At 69.1% G+C, this 25,900-nt stretch carries 29 protein-coding genes; 15 read left to right on the top strand and 14 right to left on the bottom strand.

The features are described 5' to 3' along the window. Nucleotides 1-13: 13 nt before the first annotated feature. Nucleotides 14-1,030: a LacI family DNA-binding transcriptional regulator gene (locus ACAM54_RS30250; RefSeq protein WP_145746990.1), complete on the bottom strand. Its 1,017-nt coding sequence runs from the start codon at nucleotides 1,028-1,030 to the stop codon at nucleotides 14-16. A gap of 91 nt (nucleotides 1,031-1,121) precedes the next feature. On the opposite strand from ACAM54_RS30250, the gene ACAM54_RS30255 reads away from it, so the two are divergent. The 4 genes from ACAM54_RS30255 (at nucleotide 1,122) to ACAM54_RS30270 (ending at nucleotide 4,955) form a co-directional block, all read left to right on the top strand. Next, on the top strand, nucleotides 1,122-2,204 hold the full coding sequence (locus ACAM54_RS30255) for a LacI family DNA-binding transcriptional regulator (protein WP_369651285.1): 1,083 nt from the start codon (nucleotides 1,122-1,124) through the stop codon (nucleotides 2,202-2,204). An 82-nt stretch (nucleotides 2,205-2,286) separates the two neighbouring features. Beyond that, nucleotides 2,287-3,390, top strand: a complete 1,104-nt coding sequence (locus tag ACAM54_RS30260) for a mandelate racemase/muconate lactonizing enzyme family protein (protein WP_225613160.1) — start codon at nucleotides 2,287-2,289, stop codon at nucleotides 3,388-3,390. A 22-nt stretch (nucleotides 3,391-3,412) separates the two neighbouring features. Further along, nucleotides 3,413-4,402: a tripartite tricarboxylate transporter substrate binding protein gene (locus tag ACAM54_RS30265; RefSeq protein ID WP_369651284.1), complete on the top strand. Its 990-nt coding sequence runs from the start codon at nucleotides 3,413-3,415 to the stop codon at nucleotides 4,400-4,402. Further along, entirely contained in the window at nucleotides 4,395-4,955 is a 561-nt protein-coding gene (locus tag ACAM54_RS30270; RefSeq protein WP_369651283.1) for a carboxymuconolactone decarboxylase family protein, read from the top strand. Before ACAM54_RS30265 ends, ACAM54_RS30270 begins: the two co-directional genes overlap by 8 nt. 31 nt (nucleotides 4,956-4,986) lie before the next feature. On the opposite strand, the gene ACAM54_RS30275 is transcribed toward ACAM54_RS30270, so the two are convergent. Together ACAM54_RS30275 and ACAM54_RS30280 are read right to left on the bottom strand one after the other, a co-directional pair. Next, nucleotides 4,987-5,787 carry a helix-turn-helix domain-containing protein gene (locus ACAM54_RS30275; protein ID WP_225613162.1) on the bottom strand — a complete coding sequence of 267 codons (801 nt, stop codon included), beginning with the start codon at nucleotides 5,785-5,787 and terminating at the stop codon, nucleotides 4,987-4,989. 112 nt (nucleotides 5,788-5,899) lie between these two features. Continuing rightward, nucleotides 5,900-6,613, bottom strand: coding sequence for a response regulator transcription factor (locus ACAM54_RS30280; RefSeq protein ID WP_145746986.1), 714 nt, complete (start codon nucleotides 6,611-6,613; stop codon nucleotides 5,900-5,902). Between the two features lie 28 nt (nucleotides 6,614-6,641). Here ACAM54_RS30280 and ACAM54_RS30285 point away from each other — a divergent pair, with 28 nt between their 5' ends. The 8 genes from ACAM54_RS30285 (at nucleotide 6,642) to ACAM54_RS30320 (ending at nucleotide 14,338) form a co-directional block, all read left to right on the top strand. Next, the gene (locus ACAM54_RS30285) at nucleotides 6,642-8,732 is read left to right on the top strand and encodes a 7TM-DISM domain-containing protein (protein ID WP_369651282.1); all 2,091 of its coding nucleotides are present in this window, start codon (nucleotides 6,642-6,644) and stop codon (nucleotides 8,730-8,732) included. A 93-nt stretch (nucleotides 8,733-8,825) separates the two neighbouring features. Then, on the top strand, nucleotides 8,826-9,425 hold the full coding sequence (locus tag ACAM54_RS30290) for a TetR/AcrR family transcriptional regulator (RefSeq protein ID WP_369651281.1): 600 nt from the start codon (nucleotides 8,826-8,828) through the stop codon (nucleotides 9,423-9,425). 41 nt (nucleotides 9,426-9,466) lie between these two features. After that, nucleotides 9,467-9,988 carry a DUF2147 domain-containing protein gene (locus ACAM54_RS30295; RefSeq protein WP_309935250.1) on the top strand — a complete coding sequence of 174 codons (522 nt, stop codon included), beginning with the start codon at nucleotides 9,467-9,469 and terminating at the stop codon, nucleotides 9,986-9,988. Beyond that, on the top strand, nucleotides 9,985-10,986 hold the full coding sequence (locus tag ACAM54_RS30300; RefSeq protein ID WP_369651280.1) for an NADP-dependent oxidoreductase: 1,002 nt from the start codon (nucleotides 9,985-9,987) through the stop codon (nucleotides 10,984-10,986). Before ACAM54_RS30295 ends, ACAM54_RS30300 begins: the two co-directional genes overlap by 4 nt. 43 nt (nucleotides 10,987-11,029) lie before the next feature. Further along, complete coding sequence (locus tag ACAM54_RS30305) at nucleotides 11,030-11,734, top strand: SDR family oxidoreductase (RefSeq protein WP_369651279.1); 705 nt, start codon at nucleotides 11,030-11,032, stop codon at nucleotides 11,732-11,734. After that, a complete protein-coding gene (locus ACAM54_RS30310; protein WP_369651278.1) occupies nucleotides 11,735-12,571 on the top strand; it encodes an alpha/beta fold hydrolase in 837 nt (278 codons plus the stop codon). It begins immediately after the preceding gene. Nucleotides 12,572-12,692: 121 nt separating this feature from the next. Beyond that, a complete protein-coding gene (locus tag ACAM54_RS30315; RefSeq protein ID WP_369651870.1) occupies nucleotides 12,693-12,998 on the top strand; it encodes a helix-turn-helix domain-containing protein in 306 nt (101 codons plus the stop codon). A 2-nt stretch (nucleotides 12,999-13,000) separates the two neighbouring features. Beyond that, the gene (locus ACAM54_RS30320; protein ID WP_369651277.1) at nucleotides 13,001-14,338 is read left to right on the top strand and encodes a type II toxin-antitoxin system HipA family toxin; all 1,338 of its coding nucleotides are present in this window, start codon (nucleotides 13,001-13,003) and stop codon (nucleotides 14,336-14,338) included. A gap of 30 nt (nucleotides 14,339-14,368) precedes the next feature. On the opposite strand, the gene ACAM54_RS30325 is transcribed toward ACAM54_RS30320, so the two are convergent. The 11 genes from ACAM54_RS30325 to phnG all read right to left on the bottom strand — a co-directional run bounded on the left by ACAM54_RS30325 (nucleotide 14,369) and on the right by phnG (nucleotide 23,696). Then, nucleotides 14,369-15,016: an ATP-binding cassette domain-containing protein gene (locus ACAM54_RS30325; RefSeq protein ID WP_369651276.1), complete on the bottom strand. Its 648-nt coding sequence runs from the start codon at nucleotides 15,014-15,016 to the stop codon at nucleotides 14,369-14,371. Between the two features lie 65 nt (nucleotides 15,017-15,081). Then, on the bottom strand, nucleotides 15,082-15,894 hold the full coding sequence (gene phnE / locus ACAM54_RS30330) for a phosphonate ABC transporter, permease protein PhnE (protein WP_145746974.1): 813 nt from the start codon (nucleotides 15,892-15,894) through the stop codon (nucleotides 15,082-15,084). Between the two features lie 46 nt (nucleotides 15,895-15,940). Next, entirely contained in the window at nucleotides 15,941-16,888 is a 948-nt protein-coding gene (gene phnD / locus ACAM54_RS30335) for a phosphonate ABC transporter substrate-binding protein (RefSeq protein WP_369651275.1), read from the bottom strand. 49 nt (nucleotides 16,889-16,937) lie between these two features. Next, nucleotides 16,938-17,804: a phosphonate ABC transporter ATP-binding protein gene (gene phnC / locus ACAM54_RS30340; RefSeq protein ID WP_369651274.1), complete on the bottom strand. Its 867-nt coding sequence runs from the start codon at nucleotides 17,802-17,804 to the stop codon at nucleotides 16,938-16,940. Between the two features lie 106 nt (nucleotides 17,805-17,910). Then, a complete protein-coding gene (locus ACAM54_RS30345) occupies nucleotides 17,911-19,068 on the bottom strand; it encodes an alpha-D-ribose 1-methylphosphonate 5-triphosphate diphosphatase (RefSeq protein ID WP_369651273.1) in 1,158 nt (385 codons plus the stop codon). Beyond that, the gene (gene phnL / locus ACAM54_RS30350) at nucleotides 19,065-19,781 is read right to left on the bottom strand and encodes a phosphonate C-P lyase system protein PhnL (RefSeq protein WP_145746970.1); all 717 of its coding nucleotides are present in this window, start codon (nucleotides 19,779-19,781) and stop codon (nucleotides 19,065-19,067) included. Before phnL ends, ACAM54_RS30345 begins: the two co-directional genes overlap by 4 nt. Then, nucleotides 19,778-20,569 carry a phosphonate C-P lyase system protein PhnK gene (gene phnK, locus ACAM54_RS30355; RefSeq protein WP_369651272.1) on the bottom strand — a complete coding sequence of 264 codons (792 nt, stop codon included), beginning with the start codon at nucleotides 20,567-20,569 and terminating at the stop codon, nucleotides 19,778-19,780. The genes phnL and phnK overlap by 4 nt, the downstream gene beginning before the upstream one ends. Beyond that, entirely contained in the window at nucleotides 20,566-21,462 is an 897-nt protein-coding gene (locus tag ACAM54_RS30360; RefSeq protein ID WP_369651271.1) for an alpha-D-ribose 1-methylphosphonate 5-phosphate C-P-lyase PhnJ, read from the bottom strand. The genes phnK and ACAM54_RS30360 overlap by 4 nt, the downstream gene beginning before the upstream one ends. Then, nucleotides 21,459-22,556 carry a carbon-phosphorus lyase complex subunit PhnI gene (locus ACAM54_RS30365; RefSeq protein ID WP_369651270.1) on the bottom strand — a complete coding sequence of 366 codons (1,098 nt, stop codon included), beginning with the start codon at nucleotides 22,554-22,556 and terminating at the stop codon, nucleotides 21,459-21,461. Before ACAM54_RS30365 ends, ACAM54_RS30360 begins: the two co-directional genes overlap by 4 nt. A gap of 1 nt (nucleotide 22,557) precedes the next feature. Then, nucleotides 22,558-23,181 carry a phosphonate C-P lyase system protein PhnH gene (gene phnH / locus ACAM54_RS30370; protein WP_369651269.1) on the bottom strand — a complete coding sequence of 208 codons (624 nt, stop codon included), beginning with the start codon at nucleotides 23,179-23,181 and terminating at the stop codon, nucleotides 22,558-22,560. Then, on the bottom strand, nucleotides 23,178-23,696 hold the full coding sequence (gene phnG, locus ACAM54_RS30375; protein WP_145746965.1) for a phosphonate C-P lyase system protein PhnG: 519 nt from the start codon (nucleotides 23,694-23,696) through the stop codon (nucleotides 23,178-23,180). Before phnG ends, phnH begins: the two co-directional genes overlap by 4 nt. Before the next feature lie 75 nt (nucleotides 23,697-23,771). On the opposite strand from phnG, the gene phnF reads away from it, so the two are divergent. From phnF to phnN, 3 genes are read left to right on the top strand one after another with little or no spacing between them, the layout of a single operon-like run. Next, the gene (gene phnF, locus ACAM54_RS30380) at nucleotides 23,772-24,554 is read left to right on the top strand and encodes a phosphonate metabolism transcriptional regulator PhnF (protein ID WP_145746964.1); all 783 of its coding nucleotides are present in this window, start codon (nucleotides 23,772-23,774) and stop codon (nucleotides 24,552-24,554) included. Then, on the top strand, nucleotides 24,547-25,272 hold the full coding sequence (locus tag ACAM54_RS30385) for a DUF1045 domain-containing protein (protein ID WP_209536868.1): 726 nt from the start codon (nucleotides 24,547-24,549) through the stop codon (nucleotides 25,270-25,272). The genes phnF and ACAM54_RS30385 overlap by 8 nt, the downstream gene beginning before the upstream one ends. Before the next feature lie 23 nt (nucleotides 25,273-25,295). Further along, on the top strand, nucleotides 25,296-25,865 hold the full coding sequence (gene phnN, locus ACAM54_RS30390) for a phosphonate metabolism protein/1,5-bisphosphokinase (PRPP-forming) PhnN (RefSeq protein ID WP_369651268.1): 570 nt from the start codon (nucleotides 25,296-25,298) through the stop codon (nucleotides 25,863-25,865). Nucleotides 25,866-25,900 lie beyond the last annotated feature (35 nt).

A 25,900-nucleotide genomic window follows, 5' to 3' on the forward strand; every position in this document is an offset into this window, starting at 1 on the left:
AAGGCCCGGGACGCTAGGCGCTCGCCCGACGAACGATCGTGAAGCCCACGTCGACGATCAGCTCCGGCGGACGCCGTCCCGCGGCCCGCTCGACGATGCAGTCGGCCGCGATCTGGCCGATGCGCCGCCCGTCGATCCGCACGGTGGTCAGCGCCGGATCCAGGTCTGCCGCAAAGTTCAGGTCGCCGAAGCCGACGACCGAAAGATCGGCGGGAACGCCGAGGCCGGCGGCACGCGCTTCGGTCAGCACGCCCAGCGCCAGCATGTCGGAACTGCAGAAGACCCCGTCGACCGGCAGGTTGGACTGCAGGATCGAGCGCAGGGCGCGCCGGCCGTCGCTGAGCTTGGTCGGCGCGGGGACGAGATGCACGATCGGGGCCACGGCGCCCTGGGCCTGCGCCATCGCCGTGAACGCTTCCGCTCGGCGCACCGACCGGGGGTCGTCGCCGCCGATCAGGGCGAGCCGCCGGCGACCCTTCTGCAGCAGGTATTCCGCGACGCTGCGGCCGACGGCCTCGTGCGAGAAGCCGACCAGCATGTCGATCGGATCGAGCGCCACATCCCAGGTCTCGACGATCGGAATGCCCGCCGCGAGGAGCCGCTGGCGCCCGGGCTCGCTGTGCACGACGCCGGTGAGCACGATGCCGTCGGGCCGGCGCCCGATGATGTCGCGCACGAGGTCGTCCTCCGTCGAAGTGCTGTAGCCGCTCTGCCCCACCATGAGCTGGTAGCCGTGCTGCTGGAGCCGGGAATTCAGCGCCTCGATGGTGTCGAGGAAGACAGGCCCCGACAGGGTCGGCACCACCGCCGATACCAGGCGTGTCCTGGCGGAGCGCAGCCCGCCCGCGCCGCGGTTCGGCACGTAGCCCGTGGACGCCACGGCTGCCTGCACCCTGGCGAGCGTCTTGGCGTTGACCGAGTGGGGCGCATTGAAGACCCTCGACACCGTCATCGCCGACACGCCCGCGAGCTTGGCGACGTCCATCACGGTGACGCTCAGATGGCGAGGCTGCAAAGGACGATCGGTCATGGTTGGAAGCGGACTATAACGGCCGGGGCTGGCGCCTTCCGGGGCCCGCACCGGGAATCAGGTTAAGCTTTTCGCGCCCTTGCCACTGTCCATGCCGCCCCCTTCGAACAAACAACCTGCCGCAGCAGGACGCTCCGCGCCCTCGCCTCTGCCGCCGCGCCGCGGAAGAGTCGCCGGCGGCATCACCCTGCTCGAAGTCGCGCGCCTGGCGGGCGTCTCCGCGATGAGCGTGTCGCGCGCGCTGAACGCGCCCGAGCAGGTTTCGGCCGCCATCCTCGCGAAGGTTCGCGCGGCAGTCGAGTCGACAGGCTACGTCGCCAACCGGGTGGCCGGAAGCCTGGCCTCCCAGCGGAGCCGCCTGGTCGCGGCTGTCGTTCCTTCGATTGCCGGGCCGGTGTTCCAGGAAATGGTGCAGTCCCTCATCGCCGAACTCGCGGCCCGCGACCACCAGTTGATGCTGGGCCAGAGCGGCTATGGCACGCAGGAGGAGGACGCCCTGCTCGACGCCATCATCGGACGCCGGCCCGACGGCATCGTGCTGGGCGGCGTCGTGCCCTCTGCGGCCGGCCGGCGGCGCCTGGTGGCCTCGGGCATTCCCGTGGTGGAGACCTGGGACATGGTGCAGGATCCGATCGACATGCTGGTCGGCTTCTCGCACGAGGCCATCGCGACCGCCGTGGCCACGTTCCTGATCGAGCGCGGCCGTCGTCGCCTGGGGTTCATCGGCGGCAATCACGAGCGCGCGGCCCGGCGGGCCGGTGCTTTCGTCGACTCGGCGCTGCGCGGCCCGGCGCGCAGGCGCGCGGTCGCTGTACAGATCGAGACCGTGGTGGCGCCGGCCACCGTGCGCAGCGGCCGCCAGGCGCTGGGCGAGATGCTGCGGCATCAGCCCGGGACCGACGCCATCTTCTGCAGCTCGGACGTGCTGGCGCTCGGCGTCGTCACCGAGGCCGCGGCGCGCGGCCTGCGCGTGCCGCAGGACCTCGCCGTGGTCGGCTTCGGCGACCTCGATTTCGCGGCGGACGTGTCGCCCTCGCTCACCACCGTGCGCATCGACAGCACGCGCATCGGCCAGCTCGCGGCTCGGTTCATCGTGAGCCGCAGCGAAGGCCTCGAGGTCGGAGAAACCAAGGTCGACGTGGGCTTCTCCATCGTGACGCGCGAGAGCGCCTAGATAGAAACCCGCACACGTGGGACCGTATACGGCCGTACCATTGGCTTTTTGGTAGCGCTACCAATTGATCAAAGAAAGCCTGATGTCCACCACCATTCGATCGATCGACTGCCTCCAGCTTCGATTGCCCTTCGACCACGGCGCACCGGCACCGCTGTTCGCCGGGCGGCCGAGAACCACGTTGGACAGCGGCCTTGTGCGCGTCGAACTCGACAACGGCCTGGTCGGCTGGGGCGAATCGTATGGCGCCGAACTCGACGCGCTCTCGGCGATCTTTCGCGGCCGGGTCGCCCCCCTTGCGACAGGCCGGGACGCGGCGGACCCCGGGCTCATGGCTTCGCTCGAACGCACGCTGCACAACATGGGCCGCTCGGGGCCGGTACTGCATGCGCTGAGCGGCCTCGACATCGCGATCTGGGACCTGAGGGCGAAGATCGCCGGCGTGCCGCTGCACGAGCTGCTCGGCGGCGCGCGACGCACCCGCCTGCCCGCGTACGCGTCGCTGCTTCAGTACTACGGCGACACGGCGCTGGTGGCCAGGAATGTGGAGCGTGCGCTGGCGGCCGGCTTCGAACAGGTGAAGCTGCACGAGAAGACACCCGAGGCCGTGGCCGCTGCGCGCGGCGTGATGGGCCCGGACATGCCGCTGATGGTCGACGCGAACTGCGCCTGGACGGTCGACCAGGCCGACGAGGTGGTGGCCAGGATGTCGGCCTTCGGCCTGCACTGGATCGAGGAGCCGCTCTGGCCGCCGGAGGACTTCGAAGCGCTTCGTGCACTGCGCGTTCGAACCGGCGTGCCGACCGCCGCCGGCGAGAACGCCAGCAGCGTGCATGAACTGAGCGTCATGGCGAAAGCCCGGGCCGTCGATTACCTGCAGCCCTGCGCGATCAAATCGGGCGGCGTCACCACGCTGCTGCGGCTCTCGCGCGAGTGTGCCGGCAGCGCCGTGCATTGCGCGCCGCAGTCGGCCTTCTTCGGCCCCGGGTTGCTGGCCACGCTGCACGTGCTGGCAGCGCAGGAAGACGAAGTGCATGTGGAGCGACTCTTCTGCGATCTCGGCTTCACGCCCTACGGCGACACCGTGCCCTGCATCGACGGCGCCTTCCAGCTGACGGACCGGCCCGGGCTGGGCGCCGACCCGGAAGCAGCGCTGCTCGACAGCGGCTTCGTGCGCCGCATCTAGACCTTGTTCTCTGGAGACTGAAATGCCCATGCACAAAAGGCGATCACTGATCCTCGGTGGCGCCGCGCTTTCCTTGGTGGGGTCGCTCGGCGCGGGCCGCCTCGCGCTCGCCGACACGAAGACGCCGGTCCGCCTCATCGTGCCCTACCCTCCGGGTGCCGCCACGGACACGCTCGGCCGCCTGATGGCGCAGGCCCTGGAGCCCGCCGTCGCGGCGCCGGTGATCGTCGACAACCGGGGAGGTGCCGGCACGCAGATCGGCACGCGTGCCGTCGCCACCGCGGCACCGGACGGCCGCACGCTCGGCTTCGTCGACACGGCGTTCGTGATCAACCCCGGGCTTTTCGGCAGCGCGCTGCCGTACGACACCGAGAAGGACTTCGCGCCGATTTCGCTCATGGCATCGGCGCCGCTGGTGCTGATCGTGCACAGCGCGGTTCCCGCAGCGACGCTGAAGGAGTTCGTGGCCCTGTCCAAGGCAAAGCCGGGCAGTCTCAACTACGGATCGGCCGGCGTCGGCAGTGCGCCGCATCTGGCCGGCGAGCAGTTGCGCAAGGCCGCCGCGATCGACATCAACCACGTGCCGTACCGGGGCGGCAGCACCGTGCTGAACGACCTGCTTGCGGGCCACGTCCAGTTCGGGTTCACCACGGTCCCCACGATGATCGACCACATCCGCGCGGGCACCGTCCGCGCCCTGGCAGTCACCGGAATGCGCCGGGCCGCGCAACTGCCCGACACGCCGACGATGCAGGAAGCCGGGCTGCCCGGCGTCGACGCCACGCCGATCTTCGGCTTGATCGGTCCGGCCAGATTGGCGCCGGACACCGTGTCCCGGCTGTCGTCCGCCGCGGCCCAGGCCGTGCGCGCGGGCCCGCTGCATCAGAAGCTCGTCGAGTTCGGCTTCGTGCCGGTCGGCAGCAGCGCCGAGGAGTTCAGGACCCGCATCCGCCAGGAGATCGAGAAATGGGCCGCCGTGGTCAAGGCCGGCAACATCAAGCCCAATGCCTGAGACGACGCCCGCAGGCCCGCATGCAGCCCCTCGTTTCCCTGCGCCGGCCGAGGCCTCGCGCTCCGCGGAACAGCGCGCGGCCTATGACCTGATCGAACGGCGGCGCGGTCGCGTGCCGGCCCCCTACCTGCCGCTGCTGGGGAGCCCCCGAATTGCCGATCTTCTGGAGCAACTCTCGACCGAGCTTTGGACCGGCACGCTGCCGCAGCGGGTGCGGGAAGCGGTCTTTCTCATGACCGCGCACAGGCAGCAGTGCCGCCACCAATGGGAGACCCACGCAGCCAAGGCCTTGTCGGCCGGACTTTCGCCGGAGATGGTCGAGGCGATTGCGGCCGGCAGGATTCCAGAGGATGGCGGACCCGTGGAGGCCGCAGGCCGGTTCTTCCTGGCGCTCACCGAACACCACCGCGTCGCGGACGAAGTGTTCGGGCAAGTACAGCGGCATTTCGGAGAACACGGCATGGCCGAACTGGTTGCATTCTGCGGGCTGGCCGGCACCGTCGCCCTGCTCTTGAATGTGCAGGTCCCCGAAGCCCCGGCCTGCTCCGCCTAAGCGCTGCGCTGGCTGAGCGGAACGCAGCGCTTCAGGCGTCGCACACGGAGCCGCGATACAGCCGCCGATACGCCGCGGGCGTGCTGCCGAAGCGTTCCCTGAATGCCGTCGTGAAATTCGCGGCACTCGAGAACCCGATCGCATGTGCCAACTCCTCGATGCCGAGCGGCGTCTGGGCGAGCAGATGCTGCGCGCGCAGCAGCCGCGCCTCGCGCGCGAACTCGAGCACGGTCCGCCCCGTGTGCGCACGGAATGCCCGCGTCAGCCGCTTCTCGTGCGTGCCCACGCGCGCGGCGAGCGCCGGCAGCGGTGGCACGTTCGCAAGGTCGCCCTCGATGAGCCGCTGCGCGGCCGTGACGATCACGCGGTCCAGGTCGTGGGGTTCGTCGTCTTCGGACGCCGGCGGTTGCGTGCCGCGGCGTGCGAGCGTGAGGTGGACCGCGACGCGAACCAGCACCTCTTCGGGTTCGAAGGGCTTGAGGATGTAGTCGACGCCGCCCTCTCGCAGACCGGTCAGCCGCTCCTCGAGCGTGGCACCGGCGGTGAGAAAAATCACCGGGATGTGCGCGGTGGCGTGGTCCGCCTTCAGCAGCCGGCACACCTCGAAGCCGCTGGTGGCACCCAGGTGTACGTCGAGCAGGATCAGGTCAGGCTGCAGCACCCCGGCGCGGCGGTAGCCCTCGAGCGCGTCGAAGGCAAGGCTGATGCGGTGGCCGACGCGGCGCAGCGCGGCAAGCAACACCTGGAGCTCCTCGACGCTGTCGTCGATGACCAGGATGTGCGCACGCTCGGTGGAAGATTGGAGCCAGTAGGACATGAAGATGCGGCACATGGCGCGTGCCGCATGGTGCAAGTCCCGACCATTTGTTTCATGTGCCCTTCCTGACCTTTTCTGACGGTTCCTCACCATGCGCCTGGCCCGTGCGCCCGGCACCCAAGGGGCGTCAGCTCGCGAGCACGTAGCCTTTGCCGCGCACCGAATGCAACGGCAGGCGCATGCCGAGCTTCGCGGCCTTTCGCCGCAGCCGGCTGGCGATCGCGTCGATGCGGTGCTCGTCGAAATCGAACACGTCGCCACCGAGCGCGCGGATCAGGTCGTCGCGGCTCACCGCTGTGCCGCGCTGCCCGAACAGGCAGCCGAGGAAGGCGCGCTCGCTGGTCGTGAGCGCCATCTGCCGGCCTTCGGGATCGCCGAGAATCCAGTCGCCTTCGAGCAGGCGCCAGGCGGCGGGTTCGGACGGCGCAGGCACTGCGTTCCCCTGCGGTGCGGCCGTGAGCCGGCGGCCGACCGCATTCAGCGTCTCGGCCAGTTCCAGCATGTTCACCGGCTTCACCATGTAGGCGTCGGCACCTTCGCGCAGGCCCAGCAGCCGGTCTTCGAGCTTGCCCCGCGCGGTGACCAGCACCAACCCGAGCCGTCGCTGCACCGCGCGCAAGTGTGAAACGACCGCGAGGCCGCTCTCGCCCGGCAGTCCGATGTCCACGACCGCGATGTCGCAGGGCTGGACCGCGAACGCCTTGTAGAACGACGGGGCATCGCCGAAGCCCTCCGCGTCGAAGCCGAGCTCTCCGAGTGCGAAGACGGTTTCTGTGCGGATGTCTTCGTCGTCTTCGATCACATGGATGCGAAGACCGGTGCGCGGGCTCGGGGATGGCATGGCGCGGAAAGTATAAAGTCGCGCCCCAATGCGCCTCGACGTCGAAACCACCCGGGCAGGCCCAGGCTGCCTGCTCGTTCTTCTGTGCCTGCTGCTGGGGTGCCTTGCGATGCCCGCCAGGGCGCTGGTCCTGTCGGCATCCGACGGCCTCGGCCGCGGCGTGCAACTCTCCGGAGCCCTCGAGATCCAGCGCGATCCCTCGGGCCGGTGGCGCATTGCCGACGTCGCGCGCGGTGCGCAGCGAAGCGGCTTCGCGCCGCTCGAAGGGCCGGTGCAGGAAGGCTTCGGCCGCGACGCGGTGTGGCTGCGCTTCTCGCTCGCGCGCACGGCCGACGCGCCCGCGCGATGGCTGCTGCGCGTGCGACCGCCGCGCATCCACGAAGCCACCCTGTATGCGCCGGACGGGCGCGGCGGATTCGTCGAGACGCCGCTCGGCGACGCACGCCCGTTCGCGGCGCGCGAGATCCCCGACCACAACTTCGCGTTCCCGCTCGACCTGCCGACCGAGCCGGCCGTCTATTTCCTGCGGCTGCGCAACGACGGGCCGTCGCTGCGGGCCGAACTGGACCTGTGGCAGCCCCTCGGCTTCGAGCGCGACCGCACGGCCGACTACGCCACCATGGGCGTGCTGCTCGGCGCCGCCCTGCTCGCCGTCTGCATGAACCTGATCTTCGGGGCCTGGCTGCGGGACGGGCTCTACGCCCACTACGCGCTCTACGTGCTCTGCATCGCGGCCCTGTCGGTCAACCGCCAGGGGTTCGCCGCGCAGTGGTTCCTCGACGATCGCCCCGAGCGCGTTGCGCAGACGCTGCTGGCCGTCAACTGCTTCTTCAACATGGTGGGTACCGCGTTCATGTCGCGCATCTTCCAGTTCCGGCGCCACTGGCCGCCCGCGGCATATTTCTTCAGTGCGGTCGTGGTGTTCAACTTCGCTGCATTCGTGCTGGCCCTGGCTGGCCATCACGCCGCCATCGCGACCTGGGTCAGCGCGGGCAGCACCGCATCCACGCTGTTCGGCGCGGTCTTCGTCTGCTACCTGCTCTTCGTGCGGCGCCAGTTCCAGTACCTGCTTCCGGCCTCGGCCTTCGCGGTGGGAACGGTGCTGGGACTCTACGGGCTGTTGAAGCTCTGGTTCGGCGACCGCGTGCCCGGCGTGGCGCCCGACCGCATCTATTGGCTCGGCAGCATGTTCCACCTCATCCTGCTGAACGTGGCCGTGGCCGACCGGACGCGTCGCGCCGAGCGCGACTTCCGCGCCGAGCGCGAGCGTGTGCTCGCGGTGCGGCTGGAAGCCGAACAGGCGCTCGAAGGCACGGTCGCGCGGCGCACCGCCGAACTGCAGCAGACCAATGCCGCGCTGCATGAGGAGATCGCGGCCCGTGCCCGCCTCGAAGCCCGGCTGCGCGAGTCGCTCGAGGTCGAGCGCCAGGCGATCGCGCAGCAGCGCGAGTTCGTCTCCATGGTGTCGCACGAGTTCCGCACGCCGTTGACAGTGATCGACGGCGCGGCGCAATCGCTCGACATCTCGAAGCTCGGCACGGAGCCCGTAGTGAAGCAGCGCACCGAGCGGATCCGGCGCGCCGTGCAGCGCCTGACCATGCTGATCGAGAACATCCTGCTGGCCGACCGCCTCCAGCCCGAGAACCGGACGCTTCGCATCGAAGCCCTCGACATGGCGGCGCTCGCGCGCGGCCTGTGCGAGAGCTTCCACTTTCCCGGCGCTTCGCGCCTGGTGCTCGACGTGCACGAGCCCCTGTCCAGGGTGCGCGGCGATCGGGCGCTGCTCGAGATCGCGCTGCAGAACCTGATGCAGAACGCATTGAAGTACTCGCCGCCGGAGCAACCGGTGCATGTCGTGCTGCGGCAGACGGACAACACCGTGCAGGTCGACGTGATCGACCGGGGGCCCGGGGTCGCACCGGCCGATGCGGCCCGCATCTTCGAGAAATACTTCCGTGCCGAAACCGCGAGCGCAGTGGCCGGCACCGGACTGGGGCTTCACCTGTCGCGCGAGATCGCGATCCGCCATGGCGGCGACGTGGTGCTGCACGAAACGGGCACCGGCGGGTCCACATTCCGCCTGGCGATTCCGGCTGCGCCGCTCGGGCCGGGCGCATGACCGAGCGGCGCGCACGAACGTTCTGCCGCAGCACCCCTGCTGCGGCCATGGCCGGATCGACCCTGCGCGCTTGCGTCTTGCCTAATAAAATGTATGATACGCATCATGCGAAATACAAAGCACAGCGTCAGGGCAGCGGCCAAGGAGGCCTCGCACGAGCGCATCGTGTCCGTGGCTGCCCGGGCGATCCGGCGCAGCGGCTACGACGGCACCGGCGTGGCCGACATCATGAAGGAAGCCGGCTTGACCCATGGCGCCTTCTACGCCCACTTCCCGTCGCGCGAGGCCATGCTGGCCGAAGCCGCGGGCCGGGCCTGCGCGGAATCGGCGGCCGCGGTGGCGAAGGTCGCCTCCGAGGCCCCCCCCGGGCAGGCCCTGGCCGCCATGCTGGGCGCCTATCTCTCGCCGGAACACGTGGCACACGCGGAAATGGGATGCCCACTGGCCGCGCTGGGCTCGGAAACGCCGCGCCAGGCCGCCGAAGTCCGCCGGGTGACCACCCGGCACGTCAAGGAAATGATCGATCTCGCCGCGCGCCAGTCGCCCGACTGGGGGCAGCCCGCCGCACATGAACGCGCACTCGTGACCGTCGCCACCATGGTGGGCACCTTGCTGCTGGCGCGTGCGGTCGACGATCCGGCGCTGTCGGACGGCCTGTGCGAGGCCGCGCTGAAGCACCTGGCTCCGGCCTGAATCCGCCACCGCGACACGCATCCCTTCTTTCGCCCACAAATATGATGACTATCATGCGACATGAACGACGCCCGGCCGGCGGCCCCCGCGCGCTCCCGCTCCTTGTCTCGCTCGCCTTCCAGGGCCTCGCCGTGGCCGCAGCGCTCACGGCGATGCCGGCCCGGGCGGACCAGACATCGCCCGTTGGCCTGTGGAAGAACGTCGACGACGTCAGCGGCAAGCCGCGCGCGCTGATCCGCCTCACCGAATCGAATGGCGTTCTCCAGGGAAAGATTGAGAAGGTGTTCCCGGCCCCGGACGAAGACCCGAATCCGACCTGCGACAAGTGCGAAGGCGCCAACAGAAACGCACCGGTCGTCGGGCTGGTGATCCTCAGCGGCCTGAGCAAGGACGGCGACGAATATGCCGGCGGCCAGATCCTCGATCCCGACAACGGCAAGGTCTATCGCAGCACCGTGCGCCTGACCGACAACGGCAAGAAGCTCAGCGTGCGCGGCTACATCGGTGTGCCCATGCTGGGCCGTTCACAGACCTGGATACGCCAGGAACAAGGAAGATCATGAAAGCATTTGTTCTCGATCGATACGCCAAAAAGGGGGCGCTGCGATCGGCAGACGTGCCGATGCCGGAACTGCGCGACGACGAAGTCCTGGTCGAGGTGCATGCCGCCGGCCTGAACGTGCTGGACGCCAAGATCCGGGATGGGGAGTTCAAGCTCATCCTGCCGTACCGCCTGCCCCTCGTGCTGGGCCATGACGTGGCTGGCGTCGTGGCCAAGGTCGGCCCGCGCGTGCAGCAGTTCAAGCCGGGCGACGAGGTCTATGCGCGGGCGGACGATTTCCGGATCGGCACCTTCGCCGAGTTCGTCGCAGTCAAGGAGGCATCGCTCGCGCCCAAGCCGCAGGGCCTGACGATGGAAGAAGCCGCGTCCATTCCGCTGGTGGCCTTGACGGCCTGGCAGGCGCTGGTCGAGAAGGCCGGGCTCAAGAAGGGACAGAAGGTCTTCATCCAGGCGGGCTCCGGCGGCGTCGGCACCTTGGCGATCCAGCTGGCCAAGCACCTGGGCGCCACCGTCGCCACGACCACAGGCCCGACCAATGTCGCGCTCGTGAAGCGCCTGGGCGCGGATGTCGCCATCGACTACAGGACGCAGGATTTCGAGGATGTGCTGCGCGACTACGACGTGGTCCTGAACAGCCAGGACGGCAAGACGCTCGAGAAATCCCTGCGCGTGCTCAGGCGCGGCGGCAAGCTCATCACCATCTCCGGCCCACCCGATCCCGAGTTCGGCAAGCAGATCGGCGCGCCCGGTTTCGTGAAGCTGGTCATGCGGCTGTTGAGCGCAGGCGTCCGGCGCAGGGCCCGAAGCCGCGGCGTCGATTTCTCGTTTCTCTTCATGAAGGCGAACGGGAGCCAGCTGCGCGAGATCACGCGCCTCATCGAGGCCGGTGCCATCCGGCCCGTGATGGACCGGGTGTTCCCGTTCGACGCCACCAATGAAGCCCTGGCCTATGTCGAAGCGGGCCGCGCCAAGGGCAAGGTCGTCGTCAAGCTCAAGTGAGCCCCGTTCATTTCCTGTCCCTTTCTTTTTTTGGAGACTCCTCATGAAGATCGAAAATTCCGTCGCCCTTGTCACGGGCGCCAACCGCGGCATCGGCCTGGCGTTCGCGCGCGAGTTGCTCGCCCGCGGCGCCCGCAAGGTCTACGTGGGCGCACGCGACACTGCGGCGGTGACGCAACCCGGCGTCCAGGCGCTGCGCCTGGACGTCAACAATCCGGACGACGTGGCGGCCGCCGCGGCGGCAGCGCCCGATGTGACGCTGGTCGTCAACAACGCCGGCATCGCCCAGCCCGGAGGCTTTCTCGCGGACGATAGCGAAGACACGGCACGCCGCATTTTCGAGACCAACTTCTTTGCGGTGCTGCGCATGAGCAAGACCTTCGCGCCGATTCTCAAGGCCAACGGCGGCGGCGCGCTGCTCAACGTCCTGTCGATCGCCTCTTGGGTGAACGGCGGCGAGCTGGCGGCCTATTCGGCAAGCAAGTCGGCCGCGTGGTCGCTCACCAATGCTTTGCGCAGCGAACTGGCGGCGCAGAAGACGCAGGTGCTCGCGCTGCACATGGCGTATGTCGATACCGACCTCACGCGCGGGTTCGATGTGCCGAAGACGAGCCCCGAATTGATCGTGAAGCGTGCGCTCGACGGGCTCGAATCGAATCTCGACGAGGTGCTGGCCGATGAGCTCACCCAGCAAGTCAAGCTTGGGATGACGGCGCCGAGGCCCAGCTACCTTCCGCAGGTGGCCTGAGTGCACCGCTGGACGGACGTTCCCACGAAGTCCATCTCGGCCGGTGGCGTGGACTTCGCCTACCGCGAACTGGGAGCGCGCAATGGTGCAACCCCGGTGGTGTGCCTCGTTCACCTCGCGGCCGTCCTGGACAACTGGGACCCTCGCATCATGGACGGCCTCGCCGCGAAGCACCACGTGATCGCCTTCGACAGCCGCGGCGTCGGCGCGTCGAGCGGCTCGCCATCCGATTCGATGGAACAGATGGCGGACGACGCCATCGCGTTCATCAAGGCGCTGGGGTTCGCGCAGGTCGACCTCTTCGGCTTTTCGATGGGCGGCATGATCGCCCAGGAAATCGTGCTTAAGGAGCCGCAGCTCGTGCGCAAGATGATCCTCGCGGGCACCGGCCCCGCGGGCGGCAAGGGCATCAGCACGGTGGCCAGGGTGTCGCACTGGGACCTGCTGCGGGGCCTCGTCACCGGCCAGGACCCCAAGCAGTTCCTGTTCTTCACGCGCACGCCGGGCGCCATCGAGGCCGGCAAGGCCTTTCTCGCGCGATTGAAGGAACGCTCGGACCACCGCGACAAGAAGATCACGATCGCCGCATACCTGGCGCAGCTGCGGGCACTGAAGGCCTGGGGCCGCAAGAGGCCCGTCGATCTTTCGGCAGTCAGGCAGCCGGTGCTCATCGTCAACGGCGACGACGACCGGATGGTCCCGACGTCGAATTCGCACGAACTGGCTCGGCGGCTTCCGAACAGCACGCTCTTCATCTATCCCGATGCCGGCCATGGCAGCGTGTTCCAGTTCCATGCCGACTTCGTACCCAGGGCGATCGAATTCCTGGGCCGGTAGGCGCTCTGGCAGACAAGATACCCATGGCATGGGTATCTTTAGAATTACCTATTTGGCGGGTATTTTGACCAATACCCACCATATTGGTAAACTGCAGGTTACCCATTACGTTGGTGTTGCCATGCAGCAAGTCCTCTCGGTTCCATCGCAGCTCGGCGTGCTTCTCAAGGCGGCCCGCAAGGAAGCAGGCATCTCTCAGGTGAAGCTGGCCGAGCGGCTCGGCATCAGCCAGAGCCGCATGTCCCATATGGAGCTCAACCCCGGCTCGGTGAGCCTGGAGCAGCTGCTTGCGCTCTTCGGTGTGCTGGGCCTCGAGATCATGGTCGGCTCGAAAAATCCAGCGAAGCGCTCGACTGCGCAAGCACCAGATGCCGGCTATCCGAGCCCAAGACATGTCGCCAGCGAGCCGCCCGCTCCGGAGTGGTGAGCATGACGCGTACATCGAACATGCCGGCGCTTTCCATCTGGGCCAACGGCGAGCGCGTCGGCACCTGGCGCATTCCTGCGCGCGGGGCGGACGAGTTGCGCTACGACGACGCCTGGGTCGGCTCGCCGACAGGGCGCCCGCTCTCGCTCTCCTTGCCGCTGGTTGGCAGCTTCATCCACAAGGGCCTGGTCGTCCAGAACTACTTCGACAACCTGCTGCCCGACAGCAGGCCCATTCGCGAGCGCATCGCGAGCCGCTTCAGGACGCGCACGGCGCAGCCCTTCGACCTCCTGCAGGCCATCGGCCGCGATTGCGTGGGCGCCATCCAGTTGCTGGGCGAAGACGACAGTCCGGCGGATGTCGATGGCATCGAGGGCGAGGCAATGAGCGAGGCCGACGTCGAGAAGCTGCTGCAGCAGACCGTCGATCCCGGCAGGTTCGCTGCGCAATCCGCACCCGAAGACGCGTTGCGCATCTCCCTGGCCGGCGCCCAGGAGAAGACCGCGCTGCTGTGGCACGAGGGCCAATGGCTTCGCCCGCACGGCTCGACGCCCACCACGCACATCCTGAAGTTGCCGCTGGGCCTGGTCGGCCACCGCAAAGCCGACTTCAGCACCTCGGTGGAAAACGAGTGGCTCTGCCTGAACATCCTGCAGGAGTACGGCATACCCGTGCCCCGCACGGCCGTCCTGCGCTTCGGCTCGCAGAAGGTGCTGGCCGTCGAACGCTTCGATCGCAGGCTGCACTCGTCCGGCAACTGGTGGCTGCGCCTGCCGCAGGAAGACTTCTGCCAGGCCCTGGGCAGGCCGTCGCACCTGAAGTACGAGGCCGACGGTGGTCCCGGCATGATCGACCTGGCGGGGGTGCTTCGAAGCTCGGTCGATGCCCAGCAGGACCTGGCTACGCTCATCACCGTGCAATTGCTCTTCTGGATGCTCGGCGCGCCCGATGGGCATGCGAAGAATTTCAGCATCGCATGGTTGCCGATGGGCCGCTACAGACTGACACCTGTCTACGACGTGATGTCCATCTGGCCCGTGGAGGGCAACGGGCCGAACCAGTTCTCCAAGCACGAGGCCAAACTGGCCATGGCCCTGATCGGCAAGAGCAAGCACTACCAATTCAAGGCCATACAGCGACGCCATTTCAATGCCATGGCACAGAAGTGCCACTACGGGCCGGACGCGGAGGACCTCATCCAGCGCGTGCTCGCATCAACACCCGGCGTGATCGACCGGATCGCCGCGCGCCTGCCCGAGCACTTTCCGGCCGCGGTGTCGGGCCGCATTCTCGAAGGGCTCGCCCGTTCCGCCAGGGCGCTGGAGGCCATGCCGCCTTGAAGGCCCCCGTCCTCGTACCGCCGGTGCGGCTCAGCGCAGCGGCAGCGCGATGCAGCCCGCGAGCGGAATCTGCGGAACGTGATCGAGCCGTGCGCTGCTCGCAATGACGATCGCGTGGCCCGCGCGTCCGGCCCGCGCCGCGACGGCCTTCCACAGGCAGCCGATCGATCGCGCATCGAGCGCGCCTTCGGGTTCGTCGAGCAGCACCAGCGGACGTCCCGAGGCCAGCGCCGCCGCCAGCCAGACCTTGCGCTTCGATCCGGTCGAGAGCATGTACATCGGCTTCTCGATGTGCGGTGCCAGCGAAAACCCCTCGACCAGCGCCTGCCACTGCGCCGCATCGAAACCCGCATCGCCTTCGCCCAGGGTGGCGGTGCATGCACGCGCGGTGACCTGGTCGAAGGCTTCGGTGGCCGGGTCGCAGAAGAACACGTTGCGCCTGTAGGCCTCGGGCTGCGTGTCGAGGCGCGCGCCTGCGAGCGTCAGCCTTCCGGACGCGGGAAGCATGCCCGCAATCACGCGCAGCAGGGTCGACTTTCCGCTGCCCGTGTCGCCATACAGCAGCGTGACGCCCTCGCCCACCGAAGCGCACCAGCCGGATGCGAGCGCGGGCTGGCCCGGATAGGAAAAGCCCAGGTCGTGGACCTGGAGGATGGCGGGTGATGTCGGGGCGTTCATGGGCGTGCGGAAGTCCTCGCCGGATTCTGCCTCGCCCGCGGACGCCCTCCCGTCCTCAGCTCGGATCAGATCAGGAACTTGCGGATGCGGGCCGACGCCAGGTCGATGGCACTCACGCTCACCACGATGATCAGCATCACCGCGCAGGTCTCGGCGTACTGGAAACCACGGATGATTTCCCACAGCACCACGCCGATGCCGCCCGCGCCCACCATGCCCACCACCGAGGCCGAACGCACGTTCGATTCGAAGCGATAGAGCGCATACGAGATCCACAGCGGCATCACCTGCGGCAGCACGCCGTAGACGATCTCGTGCAGCGCGCTGGCGCCCGTGGAGCGGATGCCTTCCACCGGCTGCGGATCGATGGCTTCCACGGCTTCGGCGAACAGCTTGGCCAGCACGCCGGTGGTGTGCACCCACAGCGCCAGCACGCCGGCGAAGGGGCCCAGGCCCACGGCCACCACGAACAGCATCGCGAACACCATTTCGTTGATGGCGCGGCAGCTGTCCATGAGGCGGCGCACCGGCTGGTAGATCCACCAGGGCACGATGTTGGCGGAAGCCAGCAGCGCCAGCGGCACGGCGCTCACCACCGCCAGCGCCGTGCCCCACAGCGCGATCTGCAAGGTGACGACCATCTCCTGCAGGTACATGCGCCACTGCGTGAAGTTCGGCGGAAAGAACTCGGCCGCGTAGGTGGCCATGTTGCCGGAATCGCGCCAGAGTTCGAACGGGCGCATGTCGGCGCCCTTCCAGGACGCGGCCAGCAGGATCAGCAGGCCCGCCCACGCGAGCTGCCAGGCGAGGCTGCGCCTGGGAGCGGCGGACGCCGCAGGCGCCAGGCTCGGGCGGACGAGAGGGACCGTGGGTTGCATGGCGGACACAGTGCAGCAGGAAAGGAGAGCGGCAGGCGGCGCGCGCTCAGTTCAGCGCGGCCAGCTTCTTGTCGATGTCGGCCAGCCTGGCTTTCTTGTCGGCGTCGCCGAGCACGGTGTCGGCCTCGATCTTGGTGCGCTGGCCGAACAGGTCGAGCTGGCGGATCGGCAGCAGCTGCTTGTCGCTCGATTCCTTGAAGCCCGAGAGCTTCGAGATCTTCATGACGATCTCCTTCTCGCGCGGATCGGTCTTGGCGTAGTTGTAGAAGAAATTGCGCAGCTTGGCCTTGGTCGCCTCGGGCAGGTCCTTGCGCATGACGAGCGGATCGAGCGGAATCAGCGGCGAGGTCCAGACGATCTTGATGTCCTTGAACTTCTCGGGGAAGCGTTCCTTCACCTTCTCGAGGTTTTCGCTGTTGTTGGTGGCCACGTCGACCTGCTTGTTGGCCACGGCCAGCGCGTTGGTCTCGTGGTTGGCGCTGCGCGTCACCTTGAAGATCGACTTGGCATCGAGCTTGTTCTGCGCGAAGACGTAGAAGCCCGGCACCAGGTAGCCCGAGGTCGAGTTGGGATCGCCGTTGCCGAAGCTCAGGTTCTTCGCGTTCTTGAGCACGTCGTCGAGCGTGTTGAGCGGGCTCTCTCGGTTCACGATCAGGTGCGAGTAGTAACCCTGCGTGCCGTCGGCGTTGACCATCTGCGCGAACACCTCGCCGCCCGCGCGGTCCACCGCTTCCATGGCCGACTTGTTGCCGAACCAGCCGAGGTGCACCTTGTTGAAGCGCATGCCTTCGATGATGCCGGCGTAGTCGGGTGCGAAGAAGGCCGTGACCTTGAGGCCGGTCTGGCGGCTCATGTCGTCGATCAGCGGCTGCCAGTCGCCCTTGAGGTTCTGCGTCGCCTCGGTCGAGATGATGCCGAAGTTGATGTCCTGCGCGAGCGATGCGCCCGCAAGGCCGAGGCCCAGCACGGCGGCGGCAACGATTTTCTTGATCATGGATGGCTCCAGGAGGATGGAAAGGATGGAAAGACGCGTTCTTCGCGGGCTATGCGGCTTGCGCAGCCCACGACACGGGAGCAGTCGGGTTCAGCACGTGCACGTTGGTGCCTTCGGGTGCCGGGATCGGCGCGACGGGCCGCAGCAGCTCGTCGGCCTGCACGCCGTACAGCTCGCGCAGCAGCGCGGGCGTGAGCGCCGAGGACGGGCCGTCGAACACCACCTGCCCCTGGTTCAGCGCCACCACGCGCGGGCAGTACTTCATCGCGATGTCGACCTGGTGCAGCGACACGATCACGGTGCAGCCGTCCTCGCGGTTGATGCGCGCGAGGATCTCCATCACCTTGCGCGAGGACTCGGGGTCCAGCGATGCAATGGGTTCATCGGCCAGCACCACCTTGGCGCCCTGCACCAGCGTGCGCGCAATGGCCGCGCGCTGCTGCTGGCCACCCGACAGCGTGGAGGCGCGCTGCGCATGGCAGTCGGCAATACCCACGCGCCCGAGGGCCTCGAGCGCCAGCGCGCGCTCCTGCGCCGTGAACATGCGCAGCCAGCTGCGCCACCAGGGCATGCGGTGCAGCGAGCCGACGAGCACGTTCACCAGCACCGGCAGCCGCGCCACCAGGTTGAACTGCTGGAACACGAAGCCGACCTGCGAGCGCAGCTTGCGGATGTCGCGGTGGATGCGGCCGCCCTTCTGCACGCAGCAGCCGTCGATCTCGATCATCGAATCGGTGCCGCCATCGGCCGCCACCAGGCCGGCCACGTGCCGCAGCAGGGTGGATTTGCCGGAGCCCGAGGCGCCGATCAACGCCACCATCTCGCCGCGGTTCACGGCCAGGTTGACGTCGCGCAGCGCATGCCGGCCGTTGGCGAAGTGCTTGTTCAGTTGGTGGATGCGCAGGACACCGGTCATCTTGGATTCCAAAGTCGTCTAGACAAGTGAAGTCTCGCGAGACGTCGTGACATGCGCGCGACAGCTGTGCGACATTGCGGCGACAGCCCCGAACCGCGCCTTCGGTTCAGATCACGCGCCGGCCCTGGCGCCACACGCCGCGCACCACCGGGTGCCGGGCGCCGTCCGCCAGCGTGGTGATGCGCACCTGCACCAAGTCGGCGCGCAGCCCCGGCTCCAGGCTGCCGCGGTCGTGCAGGCCGGCCGCGCGCGCGGGTGCGCGGCTCACCATCGCCACCGCCTCGGGCAGCGTGCAGATGCCCTCGTCCACCAGCCGCATCACGGCACTCATGAGGCTGCCGGGCACGTAGTCGGAAGAAAGGATGTCGAGCAGCCCCTGGCGCGCCAGCTCGGCCGCGGCCACGTTGCCCGAGTGCGAGCCGCCCCGCACCACGTTCGGCCCGCCCATGATGTTGGCGAGCCCGCGTTCGCGCGCCGCGCGCGCGGCCGCCAGCGTGGTCGGGAATTCCGACATGCTGGCGCCCTCCGCATGCGCCTGCGCCACATGCGCCACGGTGGTGTCGTCATGGCTCGCCAGCGCAATGCCGTGCAGGCGGCAATGCGCGACGAAGTGCCGGCGGTGGGGTTCCGCATAGCGCGTCTGCAGCGACACGGCCTCGGACACGCGGCGGTCGAACTTGTCGTCGCTCCAGCCCTTCTTGCCGGTGTAGTAGATGCGCGCGACCTCGATGTTCTCCCACTGGCGCTGGCCCGGCGTGTGGTCCATGAGCGAGATCATCGACAGGCGCGGGTGGTTGCGGAACGGCTCGAACAGCTCGATGGTGTTGGGTGCCGGCAGCTCGCAGCGCACGTGCAGGTGGTGGTCGGCGCGCAGCAGGTCGCTCTCGATGCAGCCGTCGAGCACGTCGAGCAGCGTGTCCCAGGTGCTGCCGCGCAGGCTCTCGGGGTCGGACTCGCCCACGCCCAGCGCGTCGAACACCGTGGTGATGCCGGCGGCCGCCACCTCGGCATCGTGCGCGAGCAGCGCGGGCATCTCGGCCCACTGCACCTTGGGGCGCGGCATCAGGTGCCGCTCCAGGTTGTCGGTGTGCACCTCGACCAGCCCGGGAAACAGGTAGTCGCCCTCGAGGTCGAGCGTGCCCGCCGCGATGGCGCCGCTGTCCAGCGCCTCGATGCGCCCGTTCGCCACCGAGAGCGCGCCGTGCACCACCTCGCCGGCCAGCACCATGCGCGCGTTGGAAAAGACGATGGGTGCTGCGCTCATGGCCGGGTGCTCCTGAAGTCGCCCACGTTGACGCGGCGGGTGGCCACGGCCGCACCCACCTCGGCGTCGTGGAAGATGCCGACGATGGCCGCGCCGCGGGCCGTGGCCTCGCGAATCAGCTCGATCACGGTGGCCGTGTTGGCGGCATCGAGCGAGGCGGTGGGCTCGTCCAGCAGCAACAGCGGCTTGGGCTTGATCATGTTGCGCGCGATGTTGATGCGCTGCTGCTCGCCGCCCGAGAAGGTGGCCGGCGGCAAGTGCCACAGGCGCTCGGGGATGCGCAGCCGCGCGAGCCAGCGGCGCGCCTCGGCGCGCGCGGCCTCGATGCCCGCGGGGTCGTCGCCGGCGTCCTCGGCGAGCGGCTCGGCCACCACGTCGAGCGCGGGCACGCGCGGGATCACGCGCAGGAACTGGCTCACGTAGCCGATGGTCTCGCGCCGCAGCCGCACCAGCTCGCGCGGCGCCACTTCGGTCAGGTCCACCGGGCCGGCCGGCGCCTGCACCGTGATGCGGCCCGCGCTGGCGCGGTAGTTGGCATAGATGAGCTTGAGCAGCGTGCTCTTGCCCAGGCCCGAGGCGCCGTCGAGCACCACGCATTCGCCCGCGCTCACGCTGAGGTCGACCGCGTCGAACACCGGCAGCTCCAGCTGGTTCTGGTGGTGCAGCGTGAAGCGCTTGGCCACGCCCTGGAGAAGAAGCAAGGGGGTCGTCATGGCTGGAGCACCGAGGAAACGAGGAGTTGGGTGTAGGCGTGCTGCGGGTCGTCCAGCACCTGGTCCGTGAGGCCGGTCTCGACCACGCGGCCCTGCTGCATCACGACCATGCGGTGCGCGAGCAGCCGCGCCACCGCCAGGTCGTGCGTGACGACGATGGCCGCAAGCTGCATCTGGCGCGTGAGCTGGCGCAGCAGATCGAGCAGGCGCGCCTGCACCGACACGTCCAGGCCCGAGGTCGGCTCGTCCATGAACACCAGCCGCGGCTGCGTGACCAGGTTGCGCGCGATCTGCAGGCGCTGGCGCATGCCGCCCGAAAAAGTGCGCGGCGTGTCGTCGATGCGCGCCGGGTCGATCTCCACGCGCTGCAGCCAGTCGGCCGCGGTGGCGCGCACGCGGCCGTAGTGCCGCTCGCCCAGGCCCATGAGGCGCTCGCCCACATTGGCGCCAGCCGAGACGTCCATGCGCAGGCCGTCGGCCGGGTTCTGGTGCACGAAGCCCCAGTCGGTGCGCGAAAGCAACCGCTGCTGGGCCTCGGTCATCGCGAACACGTCCTGCAGGCCGCCGCCGCGCACATGGAACTGCACGCTGCCGGCATCGGGGCGGCTGCGCGCGGCAATGGCGTCGAGCAGGGTCGACTTGCCCGAGCCCGATTCACCGACCACCGCCAGCACCTCGCCGGGCCAGAGGTCGAAGGAGGCGTCGTGCAGCGCCACGCGGTCGCCGTAGCGCTTGCCGACGCCGCGCACGCGCAGCAGCGGAAGGAGAGAATCTTGCGCGGCGTTCATGCGAGAACTCCGTCCACGGCGGCCGCATCGGTCGCCGGGTCGGGCGCAGCGGCAACGCTGTCTGCCTGCTGCCGCGACTGGCAGTAGTCGGAATCGGAGCACACATGCATGCGCGTGCCCTGATCGTCGGTGATCACCTCGTCGAGGAAGCTGTCGGTCGCGCCGCAGAGCGCGCAGGGCGTGTCCCAGCGCTGGATCTCGAAGGGATGGTCCTCGAAGCTCAGGCTTTCGACCGGCGTGTAGGGCGGCACGGCGTAGATGCGCTTCTCGCGGCCGGCGCCGAACAGCTGCAGCGCGGGGTTCATGTGCATCTTCGGGTTGTCGAACTTGGGGATCGGCGACGGCGACATCACGTAGCGGCCGTTCACGAGCACCGGATAGTCGTAGGTGGTGGCGATGTGGCCGTAGCGCGCGATGTCCTCGTAGAGCTTCACGTGCATCAGCCCGTACTCGGCCAGCGCGTGCAGCGTGCGCGTGGCGGTCTCGCGCGGCTCCAGCCGCTGCATCGGCTCGGGCACCGGCACCTGGTAGACCAGCACCTGCCCTTCGGCGAGCGATGCCTCGGGGATGCGGTGGCGCGTCTGGATCAGCGTGGCCTCGGCCGTGCGCGTGGTGGTGTCCACGCCCGTGGTGCGCTCGAAGAAGCGGCGGATGTTGACGGCATTGACGGTGTCGTCGGAGCCCTGGTCGATCACCTTGAGCACATCGCGCGGGCCGATGACCGCCGCGGTCACCTGGATGCCGCCGGTGCCCCAGCCGTAGGGCAGCGGCATCTCGCGCGAGCCGAAGGGCACCTGGTAGCCCGGAATGGCCACGGCCTTGAGGATGGCGCGGCGGATCATGCGCTTGGTGCGCTCGTCGAGGTAGGCGAAGTTGTATTCGGTGGTCGTCATTCGTGGTCTCCCGCGCCGCCGGCGGCGGCGCGCATCTTCCGCACGAGCTCGAGCTCGGACTGGAAGTCGACGTAGTGCGGCAGCTTCAGGTGCTGCACGAAACCCGAGGCCTCCAGGCTGTCGCTGTGCGAGAGCACGAACTCCTGCATCTGCGCGGGCGCCTCGACGGGCTCGCCGAGCTCGTCGGCGCGCAGCGCGCGGTCGACCAGGCTCATCGCCATCGCCTTGCGCTCGCAGTGGCCGAAGGCCAGGCCGTAGCCGCGCGTGAACTGCGGCGGTTCGCTCTTGCTGCCCGCGAACTGGTTGACCATCTCGCATTCGGTGATCTCCAGGTCGCCGATGGAGATGGTGAAGTCGAGCTCCTCGGGCGCGAGCTCCAGCTCCACGCTGCCGAAGCGGATCTCGCCCACGAAAGGGTGGCTGTGCGCGTAGCCGCGCTGCGTGGAATAGGCCATGGCCAGCAGGAAGCCCTCGTCGCCGCGCGCCAGGTTCTGCAGCCGCGTGGCGCGGTCGGCCGGAAAGCGCAGCGGCGCACGCGTGAGGTCCACCGGCGCGGGGTCGCCGGGCGGCACGGGACGGGTCTCGATCAGCCCTTCCTGGTTCAGCAGATCGACCACGCGCGGCGTGGCTGCGGCAGGCGGCGTGAGCGCATCGGTTGCGGGCGCCTGCGCGGCCTCCTGCCGCCCTTCGGCCAGCAGCGTGAAGTCGAGCAGGCGCTGCGTGTAGTCGTGCGTCGCACCCAGCACCTGGCCGCCGGGCAGGTCCTTGAAGGTGGCGGAGATGCGGCGGCCCAGCGCCATGCGCGCGGTGTCGAGCGCCACGCTGTCGCCGAGGCGCGGCAGCGTCGCGCGGTAGGCGCGCAGCAGGAAGATGGCCTCCACCATGTCGCCCGAGGCTTGCTTGATCGCGAGCGCGGCCAGTTCAGGGTCGTAGACCGAGCCCTCGGTCATCACGCGGTCGACCGCGAGCTTCAGCTGTTCGCGGATCTGGCGCACCGACAGCTCCGGCGTGCCGGTGTCGCCGCGGCGCTGTTCGGCCAGCAGGCGGTAGCTTGCAAGGATGGCGGCTTCCCCGCCCTTGACGGCAACGTACATCTCAAGCCTCCTGTTCGATGCGGGTGGTGCGCGGCAGCCCCGCGATGCGGCGCGGCGCGGCCAGGAACACGTCCACGCCGCGCGGAAACAGCGCGTGGTTCGCGGACCATTGGGCGGCGAAGGCCGGTGCCAGGCCCTCGACGGCGAGCACGGTGCGGTCCTGGATGCCGGGGCCGCGCAGCGTCCAGCGCGGCAGGTTTCCTTCGGCCGGTGCGGACACCTCCATCACATCGATCACGCAGGTGGCCGACTGGTCGGGATAGGCGTCGCTGCCCTGCGCGAATGCATCGAGCGGCGGGCATGCATCGCCCTGGCCGATCCACGCGAACTGCGCCTGCGCAGGCTCCTCGACCAGCACGCAGCCGGTGTGAAAGCGCAGCCATGCGGCCGCGTCGCTGCCCGCGAGCGACGGCGACAGCCAGAGGCGGCAGTCGGGATCGAGCAGCGCCAGCAGCAGCGCGGCCGAGGCGCCGTGCCCCTGCGACGGCGCCTGCGCATCGTGCGACAGCTCGACGATGCGGCCCGGATGCGAGAGTGCCTGCAGCGCCGAACGGAACACCGCCTGGCTGCCGAGCGCGGCATCGGTGAATCCCGCGCCCAGGGTGGAAAGCATGTTCGCGTTCATTCGGAATCGTCCTCGTCCATGTCGGCGCCGCCGGCTTCGCGCGCCACCGTGAAGAACTCGACCTTGCTGGCCTGCGCGCGGGCATGGCGCTGCGCGCGCAGCGCCGAGAGATGCGCACGCACCGGCGCCAGCAGCCGGGCATCGAGCGCGGCCTGCTGCGCCGGGTCCTGCAGCAGCGCGTCGGCCACGGCCGCGAGTTGCGCATGGCGGTGCGAGCGGCCGAGCACATAGGCCACGCCTACCGCGGCGCCCGGCTGCGGCGCATCGCCACCGAGACGCAGCGCGCAGCGCGTGACCGTCACCTCGCCCAGGTTGAAGCGCTCGCCCGTGCCGCCGGCACGGCCCTGCACCATCACCAGGCCGGTCTCCGGTGCGCGCAGCCACTGCGGCGGGGTCTCGGCGTGCTGCGCGAGCGCGGGCTCGAGCAGCGAGACGGGCGCGCGCGCCAGCATCGCGAGCCACTGCGCGCGGCGCAGCGGACGCGCGGCGGGTTCTGTGTCAAAGCCATGAAACATGAGAGTGATACGCTTGAAGTTGTATAGACAAATTCGGCAACTGACGCGAGCTTAAAGAGCGCGCAAGTAGGTTTAATGACAAGCACGATGACGACCCCTGCCTCCGCGCTGGCTCCGCGCCCCGCCGCCACCACCACCGAACGCACCGCACGCGACAGCTTCTGGATCCGCATTGCAGCCGACCTGGCCGAGGCCATTGCGCGCGGCGTGTATTTGCCGGGCCAGCGCCTGCCCTCCGAGCACGCGCTGGCCGAGCAGTTCGGCGTGAACCGCCACACCATCCGGCGTTCGCTCGCCAACCTTTGCAGCCAGGGGCTGCTGCGCGTGACGCAGGGCAGCGGCACCTACGTGGAAGAGTTCGCGGTCGACCTCGCCCTGGTCAAGCGCCCGCGCTTCCAGCGCAGCATGGCGCTGGCAGGTTTGCGCGGCGCGCTGCGCGTGACCGGCGCGAGCACCGTGCGCGCCACCGCGGCGCAGGCGCGCTCGCTCGCGGTGCCGGCGCGCAGCTCGCTGCTCTGCCTGCAGGTGATCGGCGAAGCCGAGGGCCAGCCGCTGCATTGCAGCGAACGCTTCTTTCCCCTGCCGCGCTTCGCGGGACTGGAGGCCGTGGTGCGCGAGACCGGCTCCATCACCGCCGGCTTCGAGGCCCATGGCGTGGCCGACTACACGCGCCATCACAGCCGCATCACGGCACAGATGCCCGAGGCCGCGATTGCCGCGCAGTTGCATCAGCCGGTCAGCCGGCCGGTGCTGTTCGTGGAGAGCGTGAACGTCGACACCGCAGGCGTGCCGATCGAATACGCCAGGGCCTGGTTCCCGGGCGACCGCACCTCGCTGACGGTGGCGCACGATGACTGAGGCCGTGTCCCGCAGGCGCGGCGCAGCGCATCGCTATGCAGCCTATTTCGCGCCGGCCACTGGCAGCGCGTGGTGGGAGGCCGGCAGCCACTGGCTCGGACGCTGTGCGGCGCGCGGGCAGCCGCTGCCGCAACCGGCCATCGACGGCCTGCCGCCCGCGCGGCAGCAGGCACTGACGGCCGCGCCGCGGCGCTATGGCTGGCATGCCACGCTGAAGGCGCCCTTCGCCCTGCCCTCGCACCTGGACGCGGCCTCGCTGCGCACGGGCATCCGCCACATCTGCAAGGCCTGGGAACCTTTCGACATGCCGGCACTGCGGGTGGTGCGGCTCGACGATTTTTTGGCGCTCGTGCCCGCAGCGCCCAGCCGCGCGCTGAATGCGATGGCCAGCGCCTGTGTGACCGGCCTGCACGCCTTCGCCGCGCCGCTGCCGCCGGCCGAACTGCAGCGCCGCCGCGCGAGCGGGCTCACGCCCGAGGAAGACGCATTGCTGCAGCGGTGGGGCTACCCGTTCGTGCTCGACCGCTTCCGCTTCCACCTCTCGCTGACCGGATCGCTGCGCGAGGCCGACGAGGCCGAGGTGCAGGCGCTGCACGACGCGGCGCAACGGCACTTCGGCGCGCTGCCTGCGCAACGCTTCGATGCGATCAGCCTGTTCGCGGAGCCCGTGCCGCAAGCCGACTTCATGTGCATCGAACAGATGGCGTTCGGTGCATGAGCGCAGCGCCAAGCCGTGCACCAATGAACGCCGCAGCGACCGGCCGCCTGGTCTATGTGGTCGGCCCCTCGGGCGCAGGCAAGGACAGCGTCATCGACTGGCTGCGGCAGCAGCTGCCGCAGGACGCCCGCGTGCACTTCGCGCGGCGCACGATCACGCGCGCGGTGCAGCCCGGGGGCGAGCAGCATGACAGCGTCGACGTGGCCGCGTTCATGCGGCTGCGCGATGCCGGCGCGTTCGCGATGCACTGGGAGGCCAATGCCCTGCTCTACGGCATTGCGCGCGCCGAACTCGCCGGGCGCAGCGACGGCCGGACCGTGATCGTGAACGGCTCACGCGCCTACCTGCCCGAAGCCGTGCGTCTCTTTCCCGAACTGGTCATCGCCCACATCACGGCCGACGCCCAGACGCTGCGCAGCCGCCTGCTCGCACGCCGGCGCGAAACCGCGCAGATGGTGGATGCGCGCGTGCGAAGAGCACTCGACTTCCAGCTGCCGCCGGGCATCGCGGCCATCGAGGTCCGCAACGATGCTGCGCTCGCCGACGCGGGCGCTCAACTGCAGCGTGCGTTGAAGACATGGCAGTGCCTGTGAGCGGCCGAGGCACAACGCGAAGCCGGTAACCTGAT

Source organism: Variovorax sp. V93 (assembly GCF_041154485.1).
Taxonomy (GTDB): domain Bacteria; phylum Pseudomonadota; class Gammaproteobacteria; order Burkholderiales; family Burkholderiaceae_C; genus Variovorax; species Variovorax beijingensis_A.